General features: G+C 73.0%; 16 protein-coding genes. 3 read left to right on the forward strand and 13 right to left on the reverse strand.

Going from position 1 to position 17,341, the window contains the following annotated elements; all coding sequences use genetic code 11:
• Positions 1-459: 459 nt before the first annotated feature.
• Entirely contained in the window at positions 460-1,728 is a 1,269-nt protein-coding gene (gene tyrS, locus ACFTWP_RS30185; protein WP_380268185.1) for a tyrosine--tRNA ligase, read from the reverse strand.
• A gap of 281 nt (positions 1,729-2,009) precedes the next feature.
• Here tyrS and ACFTWP_RS30190 point away from each other — a divergent pair, with 281 nt between their 5' ends.
• Positions 2,010-2,537: an HNH endonuclease gene (locus ACFTWP_RS30190; RefSeq protein ID WP_380268186.1), complete on the forward strand. Its 528-nt coding sequence runs from the start codon at positions 2,010-2,012 to the stop codon at positions 2,535-2,537.
• 143 nt (positions 2,538-2,680) lie between these two features.
• Here ACFTWP_RS30190 and ACFTWP_RS30195 read toward each other — a convergent pair whose 3' ends face one another.
• The 7 genes from ACFTWP_RS30195 to ACFTWP_RS30225 all read right to left on the reverse strand — a co-directional run bounded on the left by ACFTWP_RS30195 (position 2,681) and on the right by ACFTWP_RS30225 (position 8,959).
• Entirely contained in the window at positions 2,681-4,843 is a 2,163-nt protein-coding gene (locus tag ACFTWP_RS30195) for a PQQ-binding-like beta-propeller repeat protein (RefSeq protein ID WP_380268104.1), read from the reverse strand.
• Positions 4,844-4,972: 129 nt separating this feature from the next.
• Entirely contained in the window at positions 4,973-5,278 is a 306-nt protein-coding gene (locus tag ACFTWP_RS30200) for a 4a-hydroxytetrahydrobiopterin dehydratase (protein ID WP_380268105.1), read from the reverse strand.
• Between the two features lie 26 nt (positions 5,279-5,304).
• Positions 5,305-5,469 carry a DUF1272 domain-containing protein gene (locus ACFTWP_RS30205; protein WP_380268106.1) on the reverse strand — a complete coding sequence of 55 codons (165 nt, stop codon included), beginning with the start codon at positions 5,467-5,469 and terminating at the stop codon, positions 5,305-5,307.
• A gap of 35 nt (positions 5,470-5,504) precedes the next feature.
• Positions 5,505-6,263: a sulfite exporter TauE/SafE family protein gene (locus ACFTWP_RS30210; RefSeq protein WP_380268107.1), complete on the reverse strand. Its 759-nt coding sequence runs from the start codon at positions 6,261-6,263 to the stop codon at positions 5,505-5,507.
• Positions 6,264-6,429: 166 nt separating this feature from the next.
• The gene (locus tag ACFTWP_RS30215) at positions 6,430-7,458 is read right to left on the reverse strand and encodes an SPFH domain-containing protein (protein ID WP_380268108.1); all 1,029 of its coding nucleotides are present in this window, start codon (positions 7,456-7,458) and stop codon (positions 6,430-6,432) included.
• 10 nt (positions 7,459-7,468) lie between these two features.
• Positions 7,469-7,891, reverse strand: a complete 423-nt coding sequence (locus ACFTWP_RS30220; RefSeq protein ID WP_380268109.1) for an NfeD family protein — start codon at positions 7,889-7,891, stop codon at positions 7,469-7,471.
• 276 nt (positions 7,892-8,167) lie between these two features.
• Positions 8,168-8,959: an ABC transporter ATP-binding protein gene (locus ACFTWP_RS30225; protein WP_380268110.1), complete on the reverse strand. Its 792-nt coding sequence runs from the start codon at positions 8,957-8,959 to the stop codon at positions 8,168-8,170.
• Positions 8,960-9,172: 213 nt separating this feature from the next.
• On the opposite strand from ACFTWP_RS30225, the gene ACFTWP_RS30230 reads away from it, so the two are divergent.
• Positions 9,173-9,973 carry a hypothetical protein gene (locus tag ACFTWP_RS30230; protein WP_380268111.1) on the forward strand — a complete coding sequence of 267 codons (801 nt, stop codon included), beginning with the start codon at positions 9,173-9,175 and terminating at the stop codon, positions 9,971-9,973.
• A gap of 129 nt (positions 9,974-10,102) precedes the next feature.
• Here the strand turns inward: ACFTWP_RS30230 and ACFTWP_RS30235 are convergent, their stop codons facing one another.
• The 3 genes from ACFTWP_RS30235 to ACFTWP_RS30245 all read right to left on the reverse strand — a co-directional run bounded on the left by ACFTWP_RS30235 (position 10,103) and on the right by ACFTWP_RS30245 (position 14,769).
• Positions 10,103-10,756 carry a response regulator gene (locus tag ACFTWP_RS30235; protein ID WP_380268112.1) on the reverse strand — a complete coding sequence of 218 codons (654 nt, stop codon included), beginning with the start codon at positions 10,754-10,756 and terminating at the stop codon, positions 10,103-10,105.
• Positions 10,749-11,861 carry a GAF domain-containing sensor histidine kinase gene (locus tag ACFTWP_RS30240; RefSeq protein ID WP_380268187.1) on the reverse strand — a complete coding sequence of 371 codons (1,113 nt, stop codon included), beginning with the start codon at positions 11,859-11,861 and terminating at the stop codon, positions 10,749-10,751. The genes ACFTWP_RS30235 and ACFTWP_RS30240 overlap by 8 nt, the downstream gene beginning before the upstream one ends.
• A gap of 340 nt (positions 11,862-12,201) precedes the next feature.
• Entirely contained in the window at positions 12,202-14,769 is a 2,568-nt protein-coding gene (locus ACFTWP_RS30245; RefSeq protein ID WP_380268113.1) for an FHA domain-containing protein, read from the reverse strand.
• A gap of 292 nt (positions 14,770-15,061) precedes the next feature.
• Between ACFTWP_RS30245 and serB the strand changes: the two genes are divergently transcribed.
• Positions 15,062-16,324 (forward strand): phosphoserine phosphatase SerB, encoded by a 1,263-nt coding sequence (gene serB, locus ACFTWP_RS30250; RefSeq protein WP_380268114.1) that lies wholly within the window; start codon positions 15,062-15,064, stop codon positions 16,322-16,324.
• A 252-nt stretch (positions 16,325-16,576) separates the two neighbouring features.
• Here serB and ACFTWP_RS30255 read toward each other — a convergent pair whose 3' ends face one another.
• Positions 16,577-17,104 carry a SixA phosphatase family protein gene (locus ACFTWP_RS30255; protein ID WP_380268115.1) on the reverse strand — a complete coding sequence of 176 codons (528 nt, stop codon included), beginning with the start codon at positions 17,102-17,104 and terminating at the stop codon, positions 16,577-16,579.
• A gap of 89 nt (positions 17,105-17,193) precedes the next feature.
• The gene (locus tag ACFTWP_RS30260) at positions 17,194-17,316 is read right to left on the reverse strand and encodes an SGM_5486 family transporter-associated protein (RefSeq protein ID WP_380268116.1); all 123 of its coding nucleotides are present in this window, start codon (positions 17,314-17,316) and stop codon (positions 17,194-17,196) included.
• Between the last annotated feature and the right edge of the window lie 25 nt (positions 17,317-17,341).

The raw sequence follows: 17,341 nt of genomic DNA on the forward strand, positions 1-17,341 counted from the left end.
CACGCTGTTGAGTTCTCAAGGAACGGACACTTCCTTCGAGCCACTCTCGTGAACTCTCCGGGCGCTTCGTTCTTTCGTGTTTCCAGCTTATCAGATCCGTTCCGCTCCGTTTTCCGGAGTTTCACTTTTCCAACCCTGGCCAGCCAGGTCCGCTTTTCTGCGGCGACCCCCACATTAGCGCATTTCCGGACTGGTCCGAAATTCACCGTTTCTTCGCCCGGCGCCACGCCGAAGCGCACCCAAATGAATGGGAGCCGAGTGAAGAGTAGGTACGTGCTTGATGTGCTGGTCGCTCCGGTCGGTTCGGTCCAGCCACAGGGGCCGACCCGCTCACCCGCCCGGTTCAGGCGACTCGTCCAACACTAGGCCACGCATCCGGCCGCGTCAAACACGTGGGGGCCGGATCCGTCCGGATCCGGCCCCCAGGGCTCAAAGACGCAGGTCAACGAGCGGCTGTTTTCAGCCTTCTGACGTCAACTCAACGGCGGCCAGGTTGCGCTTTCCGCGCCGCAGCACCAGCCAGCGGCCGTGCAGCAGGTCCGCCACGGCCGGCACCGCCTCCTCGTCCGACACCTTGGTGTTGTTGAGGTACGCGCCGCCCTCCTTCACCGTGCGGCGGGCCGCGGAGCGGCTCGGGGCCAGGCCGACGGCGACCAGCAGGTCGACGATCGGGAGCAGCTCGGTGACCTCGGCCTTCGGGACCTCCGCGAGGGCCGCCGCCAGGGTGGCGGCCTCCAGGTCGGCGAGGTCGCCCTGGCCGAAGAGGGCCTTGGACGCGGCCACCGCACGCTCGTACTGGTCGGCGCCGTGCACCAGCGAGGTCAGCTCCTCGGCCAGCGCACGCTGGGCGAGGCGGGCGGCCGGCCGCTCGGCGGTCTCGCGCTCCAGCTCCTCGATCTCCTCCTTCGAGCGGAAGCTGAAGATCCGCAGGAAGGTGGAGACGTCCCGGTCGTCCGCGTTCAGCCAGAACTGGTAGAAGGCGTACGGCGTGGTGAGCTCGGGGTCGAGCCAGACCGTGCCACTCTCGGTCTTTCCGAACTTGGTGCCGTCGGCCTTCACGATCAGCGGGGTGGCCAGCGCGTGCACCGACTTGCCCTCGGCCTTGCGGATCAGGTCCGTGCCGGCGGTGAGGTTGCCCCACTGGTCGCTGCCGCCGGTCTGCAGGGTGCAACCGTGCCGGCGGTTGAGCTCCAGGTAGTCCATCCCCTGAAGGATCTGGTAGCTGAACTCGGTGTAGCTGATGCCCGCGTCGGAGTTGAGCCGGCGGGCGACGGCCTCCTTGGCGATCATGTTGTTGACCCGGAAGTACTTGCCGACGTCGCGCAGCAGGCTGATCGCCGACATCCCGGAGGTCCAGTCCAGGTTGTTGACCATGCGCGCGGCGTACGGCCCGTCGAAGTCGAGGAAGCGCGAGATCTGGCCACGCAGGCGGTCCACCCAGGCGGCCACCGTCTCCGGGTCGTTGAGCACCCGCTCCGCGGTGGGCTTGGGGTCGCCGATCAGGCCGGTGGCGCCGCCGACCAGGCCGAGCGGCAGGTTCCCGGCCTGCTGGATCCGGCGCATGGTGAGGATCTGCACCAGGTTGCCGAGGTGCAGGCTCGGGGCCGTCGGGTCGAAGCCGCAATAGAACGTGACCGGGCCGTCCGCGAACGCCTTGCGCAGTGCGTCCTCGTCGGTTGACAGGGCGATCAGCCCACGCCACCGCAGCTCGTCGACGATGTCCGTCACGGTCACGCTTCTCCTTCGATCGGGCGCCCGGCCCCGGGACGGGCCCAGTTCGATCGGGCCCGGGGACGGTACGGCTCCAGCGTTGTAGAGGGTACGCGGTCGGGGCCGGCGGGTTTTCGCCCCGGCGGCGTCCGGCCCCCGCGCGCGGCCGGGCCGACACCGGAAATTCCGTTGTTCGTCGGCCCCGGGCCCGTTCACAGTGGTCCCACCGCCGTGCGGCGGCAGTGACGTGTGAGGAGCCGGTCGTGCCGCCTTGGCACGCCCGCAGGGAGGTGGCCGAGGTGCGCAACACGCTGGTGCTCAATGCGAGCTACGAGCCGCTGACGACGGTGTCGTTGCAGCGGGCCGTGGTGCTGGTCCTGCAGGACAAGGCGGTCGTCGAACACGCCCATCCGCTGCGCACGGTCCGCGGTACGGGAGTGAGCGTTCCGGTGCCACGGGTGATCAGGCTCCAGCGGTACGTCCGGGTGCCGTTCCGACAACGGGCGCCGTGGTCGCGTCGGGGGGTGCTGGTCCGTGACCAGCACCTGTGCGCCTACTGCGGGCGCCGGGCGACCACGGTCGACCACCTGCAGCCGAAGTCCCGCGGCGGGGCCGACAGCTGGCTGAACACCGTGGCCGCCTGTGCGGAGGACAACCAGCGCAAGGCGGACCGGACGCCGGAGCAGGCGGGGATGCGGCTGCTCCGCAGGCCCTTCGAACCGACTCCGCAGGCCACCCTGATGCTGGCGCTGGGGCTGGGCGGCTCGGACATCCGCGAGCTGGCCGCCTGGCTGCCGCCGACCGCGTCGATGACCGCGGCGGCCTGAGGATCCGCCGGTGCCCTCGGCACCGGCGGTGTGTGGGACGTCGGTGGGCCGGCCCGATCGGGGGACCGGCCGGCCCACCGGCTCCGCCGCGCCGGCGGCGGTGCCGGGCTACGCGACCCCGGGGAGGGCCGCCGGAGCGGGGATCAACCCTTGGCCTGGTAGGCGGAGGCCACCCCGAAGGTCGAGGAGTGCTCGGGAACGGCGATCACCTTGCCGCCGCCGATCAGCACCCGCCCGGCGATCAGCAGGGACCCGGTGCCCTGGGGGAAGTTGCCGCCCACCGTCTCGTCGCCGCCCGACAGGGCGAAACGGCTGAGCCGGGCGGGCTGGCCGAGCCGCTCGTCCGCGGCCAGCAGCAGGGCGCCGTTGTCCAGGCCGACGGCCCGGACCTTGCCCTTCTCCGCGGTCGGGGCCTTCCACAGCTGCTTGCCGGTGGTGAGGTCGTAGGCGGCGACGCTGACCGGGCCGCCCGCCACCGGGGTCAGGGTGACGGCCATCGTGTGGTCCTGGAAGTACATCCCCGGAGTGGCCGAAAAGCTGCCGTGCACCACGTCGATCCGGGTGTCGTCGGCGACGACCGGGATCTCGGTGGCCGGGTCGCCCTCGGCGCCCCAGGCGAAGACCCGGTCGTCGGCCGGCTTCTCGCCCGTGGTGGCCACCACGGCGGGCTCGGCGGAGAGCACGGTGACCGTCCTCGGCCGGTTGTTCAGGCCGCGCCACCAGCCCACCTTGCCGTCGGCGGTGTGCAGCGAGACGGCCTGGTCGACCGGGGTGGAGTCGGCGCAGCTGCTGTGCAGCACGACGGTCTTGCCCTCGACGCCGCCCGCGAGCGTGCAGAACTTGCCCTGTCCGGTGTACTGCCAGACGTCCGCGCCGTCGGCGGACTGCCAGGCGACCGCCTTGTCGTCGCCGATCGCGATCACCTTGTCCTCGGTGACGCCTATCCGGGCGCCGTACTTCTCCTTGGCGTCGGAGAGGGTCTTCGTCCAGGCGGCCTTCCCGGCCTTGGTGTCGACGGCGACCACCAGGGTGCAGGGGGCGTTCGGATCGGCCTGGGGCCGGAACAGCGCCGCGCCGAGTCCGGCGGCGTTGACGGACGGCGAGAGTCCGCAGGGCACGGCGCCGGCGACGGGCGGCTCCACCGACCAGGTGGGCTTGCCGGACGTGAGGTCGTAGGCCTGCACGCCGGTGCTCTGCGCCCGGACGACGGCTTCGCCGAGCAGCCAGCTGCCCAGCAGTGTGTCGTCCGCGCCGGGCTGCGCGGCGGCGGCGGGTTCGGCGGCCCACGCCTTGGTGTGGGCGACGGTGAAGCCCTTCTCCGCGGAGCTGCCGGCGGACGTGCGGTCGCCACCGCTCTCACCGCTCACCATCAGGCCGGCGGCGAGCAGCACGCCGAGGGCTGCGACGCCGGCCCCGGACCGGATCGCCAGCGCCCGGCGGCCGGGTGCGTGGTCGGCGGAGACCACCGCGCCGGCTGCGGACCGGGCCCGGTCCACCAGGGAGGTGCGGGTGCCGCCGGCGGGCCCGCTCGACCGGACACCGTCCGCACCGTCACCCTCCGCGCCGCCGTTGGTCGCGGCGCGGACCGGACCGGCCGTCGCCTCCTCGGCGTCGGCGGCGCTCCCGGCCGCGGTGTCGGGCTCGACCGGGTCGTAGTGAAGGGACTCGTAGGGGACGTAGCCGTCCTGGGACTGCTCGGTGCCGGCCGGCGCGTACAGCTGCTGGGACGGTCCGTCCTGCTGGGCGTACGGTTCGGGCTCCCCGTACGGAGACTGCGGCGCGTACACCGACTGCTGGTCGTAGCCGCCCTGCGGGGTGTAGGAGGTCGGGTCGTACGGTGCCTGCCCGCCCTGGACGTCACCGAGGTACCGGCCGCTGGCGTACTCCGTCCCGGCGTACCCGGGCGCGGTGTGCCGGTCCTGCGGGTAGCCGTCCGGCGCGTACGCGTCCTGCCCGAAGGGGGCCTGGCCGTACGCCTCCTGACCGTAGGCGCCCTGACCACCGGGGGTCCGACCGTACGGGGACTGCCCGTAGGCGGACTGACCGTACGGGGACTCGGCGTAGCCGTTCGGGGTGTACGCGCCGTGGTCCTGGGCGGCGGCCTGCGGCCGGTACCCGCCGGGGTACTCCTCGGGGACGCGCGGCGCGGGGATCGACTCCTGCCACTGCTGCCCGGGCGGGAACGGGACGTCGGCGGCGGGCTCCTGGCCGTACTCCCAGGGCTGCCGCGGGTCGCTTCCGAAGGGCGGCCGGCCGCCGGCGCCGGCGAAGTGCTCCGGACCGGAGGGGGGAAGGTCCTGAGCCATGTGTTCGTCCCTCCCGGCGCTCTGCGATGCGGCAGTCAGCATCTCACGCCGGGCGGAGCGGACCGCTCCGCCCGGCGTGGAGGTGCCGTGAGGGCCTTTCGGCGAGGGCGGCGCCCGCGGACGGGCCGGTCAGGCGTCCGGCGCCTCGGCCCGGAGGGCGTCGTCGATGCGGGCGGCGAGGGTCAGGTCCAGGGCGGTGAGGCCGCCGGCGCTGTGGGTGGAGAGGGCGAAGTGGAGGGTGCGCCAGCGGATGTCGATGTCCGGGTGGTGGTCCAGTTCCTCCGCGGCCTCCGCGACCGCGACCACCACCCGGATCGCGGCGGGGAAGTCCCTGGCGTCGGCGGTCCGGACGATGGTGTCGCCCACCCGCGACCACTGCGAGAGGCCGGTGAGGCCCGTGGTGATCTCGTCCTCGGTCAGTCGCGCTCTGCTCATCGGTCCACTCCCGGGTGCCGGTGGGGTCAGGTCGTCCGGCGGGGACGGGCCACCAGTTCGCCCCCGCAGTCGGGGCAGGTGCCGGCCATCGCCTCGGTGCATTCCGGACAGGAGGTGCACTCGTAGGAGCATAGGAAGGCGGCGCCGCCGGGGGTGAGCGACACCTCGCAGCGTTCGCAGTTCTCGCGCATTTCCAGGGCCGTGGGACGCGTCCGCCCACCGGGGGTCAGCTGATGAGCAGTTTGGTGACGGCCGCCAGGCCGACGACCACGATGACCGCGCGCAGCACCGGCGCCGGCAGCCGCCGTCCGACCTTGGCGCCGATCTGGCCCCCGACCACCGATCCGGCCGCGATGAGCAGCACGGCCGTCCAGTCGATGGTGGAGGTGAAGAGGAAGAACACCGCGGCCACGGCGTTCACGATCAGCGCCAGGCCGTTCTTGACCGCGTTGAGCCGCTGCATCTCGTCCTGCAGCAGCATGCCCATCAGGGCGATCAGCAGGACGCCCTGGGCCGCGCCGAAGTAGCCGCCGTAGATCCCGGTCAGGAACACCCCGGCCAGGAGCAGCGGGCCGCCGTCCGGGTCGCCTCCCTCGGGGCGCCGCGCGGCCACCGCACGCGCCACCCGGGGCTGGATCACGACCAGCACCAGGGCCAGCAGGATGAGGACGGGGACGATGGCGTCGAAGGCCTGGCCGGGCAGTTTCACCAGCAGGACGGCGCCGAGCAGGCCGCCGAACAGCGAGGCGGTGCCGAGGCGCCGCAGTCGGCGCCCCTGGCCGACGAGTTCGCGCCGGTAGCCGACCACGCCGCTGATGCTGCCGGGCACCAGGCCCAGCGTGTTGGAGACGTTGGCGGTGACCGGCGGCAGGCCCACCGCCAGCAGGACCGGGAAGGTGATCAGGGTGCCGGATCCGACGATCGCGTTGATCGCGCCCGCGCCGACTCCCGCGACCAGGACGGCCACGGCCTCCCAGACGGTCATCCGCCACTCCTCTGCTCGGTCCTGTCAGGGCATGATCATGCCCTGGCCGGGGCCGGGCTGCCCAGCCCCGCCCAGGATGCGGAACGCCCGAGGGCCCGCCTCGGTGGAGGCGGGCCCTCGACGATGCGTCAGGTGCCGGTCGGGCGGGCGGCGGAGCGCCCCGCCCTCACTCGGGGTCGAGCGTGGGGTACTCGCGGGTCCGGTCGATCCGGGGGCGGGCCGCGCCCTTGTCGGTGTCGACCGGGCGGGGGCCGGCCGCCGGGTCCAGCGGGACCTGGGTGGCCGGCGGGGCGGCCGCGGCCGGCGCCCCGGAGCCGTTGGCGCCGGTCAGACCGGTGAAGGCGCCGCCGAGACCCTTGAGCGCGTCGCCGACCTCGCTCGGGATGATCCAGAGCTTGTTGGCGTCGCCCTTGGCGAGCTCGGGCAGGGTCTGCAGGTACTGGTACGCCAGCAGCTTCTGGTCGGGGTTGCCGTCGTGGATGGCCTCGAAGACCGTCCGGATGGCCGCGGCCTCACCGTCGGCGCGCAGCACGGCGGCCTGCGCCTCGCCCTCGGCCTTGAGGACGTCGGCCTGCTTCTCGCCCTCGGCCCGCAGGATCGCGGCCTGCCGGGCGCCCTCGGCGGTGAGGATGGAGGCGCGCTTGTCGCGGTCGGCGCGCATCTGCTTCTCCATCGAGTCCTGGATGGAGGTCGGCGGGTCGATCGCCTTGAGCTCGACGCGGTTGACGCGGATGCCCCACTTGCCGGTGGCCTCGTCCAGGACGCCGCGCAGACCGGCGTTGATGACCTCGCGGGAGGTCAGGGTGGATTCGAGGTCCATCGAGCCGATGATGTTGCGCAGCGTGGTGATGACCAGCTGCTCGATCGCCTGGATGTAGCTGGCGACCTCGTAGGTGGCGGCGCGGGCGTCGGTGACCTGGTAGTAGATCACCGTGTCGATGTTGACCACCAGGTTGTCCTGGGTGATCACCGGCTGCGGCGGGAAGGGCACGACCTGCTCGCGCAGGTCGATCCGGTTGCGGACCCGGTCGATGAACGGGACGACGATGTTGAGGCCCGCGTTCAGCGTCCGGGTGTAGCGGCCGAAGCGCTCCACGATGGCGGCGCTGGCCTGCGGGATCACCTGGATCGTCTTGATCAGCGCGATGAAGGCCACCACGACCAGGACGACCAGGACGATAAGGACGGGTTCCACGGACTCTCCCCTAGACGACCAGGGCGGTCGCGCCCTGGATTTCGACGACGTCGACCTGCTGTCCCGGCTGGTACACACTGCCGGGGTTGAGCGCGCGGGCCGACCAGACCTCGCCGTTCAGCTTGATCCGCCCGCCCTCCCCGTCGACTGTTTCCGCGACGACCGCGGTGGCGCCCTGCAGCGCCTCGATGCCCATCTTGACCTGCGGACCGTTCTTCAGCTGCCGGTATGCGATGGGCCGCACGACGACGAGCAGCGCGGTCGAGACCGCGACGAATGTGAGGACCTGCCAGACGATGCCGGCCCCCAGCCCCGCGACGCCGGCGGCCGCGCCGGCTCCGACCGCGAACATGGCGAACTCCGGCATCGCCGTGATCACCAGCGGTATACCGAGGCCGACGGCGGCGAGGAGCCACCAGATCCAGCTGTCCACGTGTCCATCCTAGGGAGCGAAGGGCTTCGAGGCGGAAGGTTCCCGCAGGTGGACGGGCGGAAACCGGCCGCGGGCACGACCGGTTGGAGTTCAGTGGAGTTCAGGACCTGATCGTTGTCGTCCGCCCCCGGTCCGAACCTGCCCGGAACGCCGCCGGGTGGCCGCGGCCCGCCCGCGCCGGGTGCCCGGCGGGGTGGGGCCGGCGGCGGGGTCCGGGACCGACGGGCACCGGGACCGACGGGTGCCAGGGAGCGGCCGGGCCGACCGGGGCCGGGGTCAGCCGAGCGGCAGCCCCTGGGCGGACCAGCGGTCGCCGTGCCGCTCCAGGGTCAGCGGCAGGCCGAAGCAGAGCGAGAGGTTGCGGGCGGTCAGCTCGCTGTCGATCGGACCCGCGGTGAGCACCTTGCCCTGGCGGATCATCAGGACGTGGGTGAAGCCGGGCGCGATCTCCTCGACGTGGTGGGTCACCATCACCATCGCGGGGGCGAACTCGTCCTGGGCCAGCGCGCCGAGGCGGCGGACCAGGTCCTCGCGGCCACCGAGGTCCAGGCCGGCGGCCGGCTCGTCCAGCAGCAGCAGCTCCGGGTCGGTCATCAGGCCGCGGGCGATGAGCGTGCGCTTGCGCTCGCCCTCGGAGAGGGTGCCGAACTTGCGGTGGGTGAAACCGGCCATGCCGAGCCGGTCGAGCAGGGCCAGCGCCCGGGACTCGTCGGTGTCCTCGTACTTCTCGTGCCAGGTGGCCGTCATGCCGTACGCGGCGGTGAGCACCGTCTGCAGGACGGTCTGCTCCGCGGGCAGCCGGTCGATCATGGACGCTCCGGCCAGCCCGATCCGGGCCCGCAGCTCGAAGACGTCCACCTCGCCGAGCTTCTCGCCGAGCACGGTGACCTTGCCGCTGCTCGGGAAGAGGTAGGTCGAGGCGATCTGCAGCAGGGTGGTCTTCCCGGCGCCGTTGGGGCCGAGGATGACCCAGCGCTCGCCCTCGGAGATCGACCAGGAGACCTGGTCGACCAGCTCGCGGCCCTCCCGGACCACGGAAACGTCCACCAGCTCCAGCACGTCGCTCATGCCTACGCCTTCCCCAATGCAGAATTTCGGCCGACCGAGGCTGCCCAAGGAAGTCTTGGCCGTGGGTCCTCGGGGTGCGGTCCACTCGTCTCGACAGCGGTGCGGGCGGGCAGCCTACTCCAGCACCGGGTCAGGTACGGAGGAGGTGCCGCGCTCGCAGCACAGGGCAAACCTACGCCACCCGGGTGTCGCAACTTTCCGTAGGCTGGCCGGATGCTCGTGACTCCTGCCGACAATCCGTACGAAGAGCCCCGATCAGGGCGGCTGACCGCCTGGGGCAACGCCCTGCTGAGCGGATTCGCACCGCCGGACAACGCCGCCACGGCCGTCCTGGGCCGGGACGAGACCCACCGCGTGACCGGCCTGCCCGGCGACGCCGAGGGCGAGCAGCACGGACTGACCTGGGCGCTCGGACGGCTGCGGGTGCTCGGGGTGACCGGGCTGCGGCTGGCGCTGCCCGCGGCCGGCCACCCGCTGGGGCTGACCGGGCCCGCCGATTTCAACGCCCGGGCGATGGGCGCCGGCGAGGCCGTGCTGGCGGTGGGCCGCCCGCTCGGGCTGATCCCCGAGGTGGAGACCTTCGGGCCGGTCGGCGACCAGGCGGTCACCGTGCTGTGGCGCTGCTCCGCGGTGGGCGAGGCCCCGCCGGCCGACGTCCCCTCGCTGCACGAGGCCGAGCGCGAGCTCGCGGACGGCCTGCGGGAGACCACCCTGCTGCTGGCCCGGCTGGACGTCGCCGGGGCCGGCCCGGAGGCACTGCGGGCGCTGGAGGCGTACCGGCGGCGCGGGCACGCCGAGCTGCTGGCGCCCGGGTACCCGCCGCGGGCGGTACGGGTGCTGGAGTCGGCCCGGCAGGTGTCGGCGCTGCTGTCGATCGCCTCCGGCGGGCACGGCGCGGCGGTCAGCGCCTCCGAGATGGCGGCCCGCCAGGCCGCGCTCGCCCCGCTGCGGCGGACCGCCCGGCGGGCACAGGTCGCCGCGTACAACGCGCTGGTGGACGAGCGCTCGGGCTGACCCGCCGTCGCCCGCCCGTCGCCCGGGGGACGTGCGGCGGGCGGGGCCCCGGGGCGTCGGGGGTCGCCGGCCCGTGGCCGGCGGGCGGAGACCGGCCGTCGGACGGAGATCGGCCGGCCGGGGCCGGTCTCAGCGGTCGCGGGCCGCGCCGTTGCGGACGGCCCAGAGGGCGGCCTGGGTGCGGTCGGCGACGTCCAGCTTCATCAGGATGTTGGAGACGTGCGTCTTGACCGTCTTCTCCGACAGGTGCAGCCCGCGGGCGATCTCGCGGTTGGAGCGGCCGTCCGCGATGTGGCCGAGCACCTCGCGCTCGCGCTCCGTCAGGGTGCCGCCCCGGCCCTGCGGGGCGCGCGGGGCGTCGTCCGAGAGCAGCGCCTCGGCCAGTTCGGGCTGGAGCAGCACGTGGCCGGAGTGCACCGAGCGGATGGCACCGGCCAGCGCCTCCGGGTCGACGTCCTTGTAGACGTAGCCGGCGGCGCCCGCGCGCAGGGCGGGGACCATCGTGCGGTGCTCGGTGAAGCTGGTGACGATGAGGATCCGGGCCCGGCTGCCGGCGTCCTTGAGCATCCGCAGGGCCTCGATGCCGTCCACGCCGGGCATCTTGAGGTCCATCAGCACGACGTCCGGAGTGAGCTCCTGGGTCTTCGCGACGCCCTCGGCGCCGTCGGCGGCCTCGCCGACCACCTCGATGTCGTCCTGGACCTCCAGGAACGTCCGCAGGCCGCGGCGGACCACCTGGTGGTCGTCCACCAGGAGGACGCGGATCGGCGGGTTCTCAGGCACCGGGGACCTCCAGTTCCACGGCCGTCCCCTTGCCGGGGGCCGACTCCAGGGTGAGCCGGCCGCCGACGGCGGCCGCGCGGTCGCGCATCGAGACCAGGCCGAGGTGGCGCCCGGCCCGGCGGACGGACTCCGGGTCGAAGCCCCGCCCGTCGTCGGTGACGCGCAGCACGGCTCCCCGGGCCGGGGTGCCGGTGAGGGTGACCACGACCCGGGCGGCGCCGGAGTGCCGCAGGGCGTTGTGCAGGGCCTCCTGGGCCACCCTGAGCACCGCCGCCTCCTGGGCGCCGGGCAGCGCCCGGACCCCGTCCGCGTCGAAGGAGACCTCGGCGGTGTGCGCGCGGTCGAGCACCTGCACCTGGGAGGCGAGGGTGGCGACCAGGCCGTCCTCCTCCAGCGCGGCCGGGCGCAGCTCGACGACGACCGCGCGCAGTTCGTCGGCGGCCTCGGCGGCGAGCCTGGCGACCTCGGCGAGTTCGGCGCGGGCCCGGTCCGGGTCGCGGTCGACCAGGGTGGCGGCGGCCTTGGCGGTCAGCCGCAGCGAGAACAGCTTCTGCGAGACGGCGTCGTGCAGGTCGTGGGCGATCCGGGCGCGTTCGCCGGCCAGCGTGAGCTCGCGGCTGCGCTCGTACAGCCGGGCGTTGCTGAGGGCGATGGCGGCGTGCGCGGCGAGGATGCGCAGCAGCTCCTCGTCGTGGTCGGTGAAGCCGCCGCCGGCGCTCTTGTTGGCGAGGAAGATGACACCCATCACCTCCGGCGTCCCGCCGGCGTCCTCGCCGGCCGAGGCGTCCGCGTCGAGGATCGGCATCCCGAGGAAGGCCTTCATGTCGGGGTGCGCGGCCGGCCAGCCCCCGAAGGCCGGCTCCTCGCGGACGTCGGCGAGCCGGGTGGGCCCGGACTCGTGCAGCATCAGGGCGAGCACGCCGTGCTGGCGGGGCAGCGGGCCGATCGCCCGCCACTGCTCGTCGGTGATGCCGTCCACCACGAACTGGGCGAAGCCGCCGTGGTCGTCGGGCACGCCGAGGGCGGCGTACTCGGCGCCGAGCAGGCTGCGGGCGGAGGCGGTGATCCGGCGCAGGACCTCCCGCACCTCCAGGTGCCGGCTCATCGCGAGCACGGCCGTGCTGACGGCCTCGATGCCGCCCAGGCACGGGTCGCACCGGACCGGGCCGGCGGCTCCGCGGGGGTGCGGCTCCTCGCGGGGGTGCGGCTCGGGGGCGGTGTCGCGGGGCTCGGGCGGCATACCGCCAACCTACCGCCGGGCCGCGGGCCGCCGCCTCGGTCCGCGGGCGCGTGGTCCCGGGTCCACGGACCTAGGCCGTTCGGCCCGGCCCGGCGGCGCGGGGGCCGGCTCGGCGGCCCGGGTGGGGCGGGGCCGGGCGGCCGGAACGCCGACGGGCGGCCCTCCCGGGGTGGGAGGGCCGCCCGTGCGGACGGAGCGGGGTTGCTCAGCCCTTGCGCATGACCTCGGGCTCGTGGCGCTTCTGCAGGCGGGTCACGATGTAGCCGAGGATGCCGGAGATGATGATCAGCACCGTCCAGTCGGCGACCAGCTGCCCGACGTTGTGCCCCCAGATCGAGTCCCACTCCGGGTTCTGCGGGTTGCCGTTCCAGGGCCCGATCAGGTGCGAGAGGTCGAGGGTGGTGGCCACCGCGCCGACGCCCCAGCGGGCGGGCATCAGCCAGGCGAACTGCTCCAGGCCGGGCTTGCCGAAGAGCTGGAAGAGGCAGCCGGTGAAGACGACCTGGATGATCGCGAACATCACCAGCAGCGGCATGGTCTTCTCCGCGGTCTTCACCAGGGCGGAGATGATCAGGCCGAACATCATCGAGGCGAAGCTGAGCAGGATCAGGCCGACGGCCATCTCGACGGCCGGCAGGCCGGTCAGGATCAGCCCCTCCTCGGGCAGCCTGCGCGGGGTGAAGCCGACGGCGGCGATGATCGCGCCCTGCACGACGCTGAAGAAGCCGAGCACGATGATCTTCGACATCATGTACGCCGATCGGGAGAGGCCGGTGGCCCGTTCCCGTTCGTAGATCGCCCGTTCCTTGATCAGCTCACGGACGGAGTTGGCCGCCCCGGAGAAGCAGGCCCCGATCGCCATGATCAGCAGAATCGTGGCGGCCCCGCTGTTGAAGCCGAGCCTGCCGTTGGGGAGCTGCTTGTACGTCAGGCCGGCCGTGTCGGGGATCATGATGCTGACCCCGCCGAGAATGGCCGGAAGCAGGATCGACAGCGCCATGAAGCCCTTGTCGGAGGCGATCACCGACAGGTAGCGGCGGATCAGCGTCCACAGCTGGGATCCCCAGCTCTGCGGCTTCGGCGGACGGATGGCCTGCTGCACGATCTGGGCGGACTGCGGGGCCACCGAGTCGGCGTCGGCCGAGTACTGCTGGTAGTGCACCGAGCCCCGGTAGCGGCCGGCCCAGTCGTGCTCCGGGTAGTTCTCGAAGGCCTGGAAGACGTCCGCCCAGGTCTCGTACCCGAAGAAGTGCAGGGCCTCGTCCGGCGGCCCGAAGTACGCCACCGAGCCACCCGGCGCCATCACCAGCAGCCGGTCGCAGAGCGCGAGTTCGGCCACCGAGTGGGTGACCACCAGGATGGTGCGGCCGTCGTCGGCCAGGCCGCGCAGCATCTGCATGACCTCGCGGTCCATGCCCGGGTCCAGGCCCGAGGTGGGCTCGTCCAAGAAGATCAGCGAGGGCTTGGTGAGCAGCTCCAGGGCGACCGAGACGCGCTTCTGCTGACCGCCGGAGAGGGCGGTGATGCGGTTCTCGGCGCGCTTGTCCAGGCGCAGCTCGTACAGCACCTCGTCGATCCGGCGCTCGCGCTCGGCCGCCTCGGTGTCGCCGGGGAAGCGCAGCCGGGCCGCGTACTTCAGGGCGGTCCGGACGGTGAGCTCCTTGTGCAGGATCTCCGACTGCGGGACGAGACCGATCCGCGAGCGCAGCTCGGCGAACTGCTTGTAGAGGTTGCGGCCGTCGTAGAGGACGTCGCCGCGGTCGGCCGGGCGGTAGCCGGTGAGCGCGCGCAGCAGGGTCGACTTGCCGGAGCCGGACGGGCCGATGACGGCGACCAGGGACTTCTCCGGGACGCCGAAGCTGACGTCGTTGAGCAGGATCTTCTTGGCGCCCTTGTGCTCGACCTCGACGGTCAGGTGGCGGGCCGAGAAGGAGACCGCGCCGGTGTCGACGAACTCCTGCAGCTGGTCGCCGACCAGGACGAAGCTGGAGTGGCCGACGGTCAGACGGTCCTGCGGCCCCATCAGCTGGCGCTGCACCGGCTGGCCGTTGAGGAAGATCCCGTTGTGGCTGCCGAGGTCGACGATCTCGTAGCGGCCGTCGGGCAGCTGGCGCAGCTCCGCGTGGTGGCGGGAGACCTGGAGGTCGGACACCACGATGTCGTTGTCCAGCGCACGGCCGATCCGGACGGTGCGCATCCCCGAGGTCAGGTTGCGGATCATCGTCGGCTGCGGGCCGTGGCCCTGCGGGCCCGCGAGGTTCGGCGGGAACCCCTGCGGAGGGACGGCCTGCGGCGGGACGCCCTGCTGCTGCGGGAAGGCCGGCGGCTGCGGCGTGTTCCACTGCTGGTGGACCGGGGGCTGCGGGTGAACGGGCGGCTGCTGGACGGGGGGCTGCTGGGCCCACGGCTGGGCGGCCGGCGCGGCGGCGCTCCGGCTGGTGGCGGCCTCGTGCCAGGCCTGGGCGGGGGCGGCGGCCTGGGCCGGCGCGGAGAAGCTCAGCCGGGGGCCGTTCTCGCCGTTGCCGAGGTTGACCACCGCACCGGGGAACAGCTGAGCGTGCAGGGTGCGAGCGCCCCCGACGTAGGTGCCGTTGGTGCTGCCGTGGTCCTCCAGCAGCCAGCCGGCGCCGTTGAAGGAGATGGTGGCGTGCTGCCAGGAGATCCTGGCGTCGTCGAAGGGGAAGTCCGACTGCGGGTTGCGCCCGATCGTGTAGGCCCTCCCCGGCTCCAGAGTCCGCTGCTGCCCGTTGATATCAATGACGAGTTGCGGCACTGCGCGCCTGCCCCGCTCTCTCGGTCCCCCGGTTTGGCCCCCTGCGGGGGTCTGTGTTCCTGAACTGACGGGGGGAATCATTCCAGCCCGCCGCCCGTTGACGAAAGTCACCCCTGGTGACTGTGACCAGGCGGCAACGATTCGCGGACGACCCCGAGTCGAAGCGCGCGCCCCGCCGTCCGGGCCCGCGCGGGGGCCCGGCGGGAGCTCCCGCGGCGGGGTCGGCGGGTGCTGTCCACGGTCCGGACCGGTGCCCTGGCCGCGGTCCGCGACGGGTAGCGTGGGAGCCACCATGAACGCATCGCCCCCGGCCGCTGAGCCCGCCCCCAGCCCGCAGCCCCGGACCGAGGACGAGCGCACCCTGCTCGTCAAGGTGTTCGGCAAGGACCGCCCCGGTATCACCGCCGGTCTGTTCGCCACACTCGGCGAATTCGCCGTCGATGTGATCGACATCGAGCAGATGGTGACCCGGGGCCGGATAACTCTCTGTGCCCTGATCACTCCCCCGGCCGGCGGCTCGCCCGGCGTCGAGGGAGCCCTCCGGGCCACCGTGCACCACTGGGCCGAGGAGCTCAAGCTCCAGGCCGAGATCATCTCCGGCACCGGTGACAACCGGCCCCGCCGCGAGGGCCGCTCGCACGTCACCGTGCTCGGCCACCCCCTGACCGCCTCCGCCGTCGCCGCCCTCACCTCCCGGATCAGCGCGGCCGGCGGCAACATCGACCGGGTGTTCCGGCTCGCCAAGTACCCCGTGACCGCGGTCGAACTGGCCGTCTCCGGTGTGCCCACCGAGGAGCTCCGGGCCGAGCTGGCGCTGGAGGCCGCCACCCAGCGGGTGGACATCGCGGTCGTCCAGGCCGGGCTGCAGCGCCGGGCCAAGCGGCTGGTCGTGATGGACGTCGACTCCACCCTGATCCAGGACGAGGTGATCGAGCTCTTCGCCGCGCACGCGGGCTGCGAGGCCGAGGTCGCCGAGGTGACGGCCGCCGCGATGGCCGGCGAGCTGGACTTCGAGGAGTCGCTGCGCGCCCGGGTGGCGCTGCTGGCGGGGCTCGACGCGAGCGTGACGGAGAAGGTCCGGGCGGACGTCCGGCTGACGCCGGGTGCCCGCACCCTGATCCGCACCCTGCAGCGGCTCGGGTTCCAGGTGGCGATCGTCTCCGGCGGCTTCACCCAGGTCACCGACTACCTGGTGGAGCAGCTCGGACTGGACTTCGCGGCGGCCAACACCCTGGAGGTGGAGGACGGCAAGTTCACCGGTCGGGTCACCGGCGAGATCGTGGACCGCGCCGGCAAGGCCCGCTGGCTGGCCCGGTTCGCCGAGCAGGCGAAGGTCCCGCTGGAGCAGACGGTGGCGATCGGCGACGGCGCCAACGACCTGGACATGCTGAACGCGGCCGGTCTCGGCGTCGCCTTCAACGCCAAGCCGGTGGTGCGTCAGGCGGCCGACACCGCGGTGAACGTGCCCTTCCTGGACACCGTGCTCTACCTGCTGGGGATCACCCGCGAGGAGGTCGAGGCGGCCGACGCCCTGGACGGCACCCCGACGGAGTGAGGTCGCGGGCGCGGCGCTCCGGCGGGCCCGCCGCGGAGCGCAGGGCCAGGAAGCGGAGTGCGCATAACAAAGGGGCGCGAGGATCTCTCCTCGCGCCCCTTTGCGACTCTGGTCGGCGCACCCGGCTCCCTGGCCGGTACCCGCGCCGGGCCCGGGCCGCGGACGCACTCGCCCCCGGACCCGTCCCGGACCATCACGGACGGGACGGACCATCGCGGACGGGACGGACCGGCGCGCGGTCCGTCCTCCGAGTCAGTCCTGCGGCGTGTGGTACGACACCAGCTCGGCCACCCCGGGCTCGACGCCCTTCCAGGAGCCGGTGAAGGCCAGCACGGCGATCGCCGCGGTCGGGAACCCGCCGAGCCGCAGCCGCTCCAGCGCCTCGCGGTCGCCGGCGTCGCCCGCCAGCACCTGGGTCAGGCCCAGCACACCGGGGTTGTGCCCGACGAGCACCACGTCGGCGTACTCGTCCGGGGTCTCCTGCAGCACGGTGATGATCTCACCGGGGCTGGCCTCGTAGACCCGGTCCTCGTACACCGTCTTCTGCGGTCGCCTGGGCAGCTCGTGCACGGCGAGCTTCCAGGTCTCGCGGGTGCGCAGGGCGGTCGAGCAGAGCACGTAGTCGGGGTTGATGCCGGAGTCGGCCAGCCAGCGGCCGGCGTCCGGGGCCTGGTGGCGGCCACGGTCGGCCAGCGGCCGCTCGTGATCGTCCACCTGGTTCGGCCAGTCGGCCTTGGCGTGGCGGAGAACGATGATCCTGCGGGGCGTTTCGGCGCTCATACCCAGCAAGCTTGGCAGAAAACCGGCCGCCGGGCGCGGTGCTCCGGGCAGCACCACCCGCAGGAGTGCGCCCCGAGCGGCCGGGCCGGTCAGCCGACGTTCTTCGCGATGATCGCGACCACGGCCAGCAGGATGACGATGCCGGCGATCACGGCGGCGATCTGGGCGAGCTTCTTGTGACCGTCGGTGGGGTTCGGTTCGAGTACGGGCATGCCCCGAGTCTGCCATCCCGTCCCG

It is taken from the genome of Kitasatospora sp. NPDC057015 (genome assembly GCF_042673745.1).
Lineage (GTDB): Bacteria > Actinomycetota > Actinomycetes > Streptomycetales > Streptomycetaceae > Kitasatospora.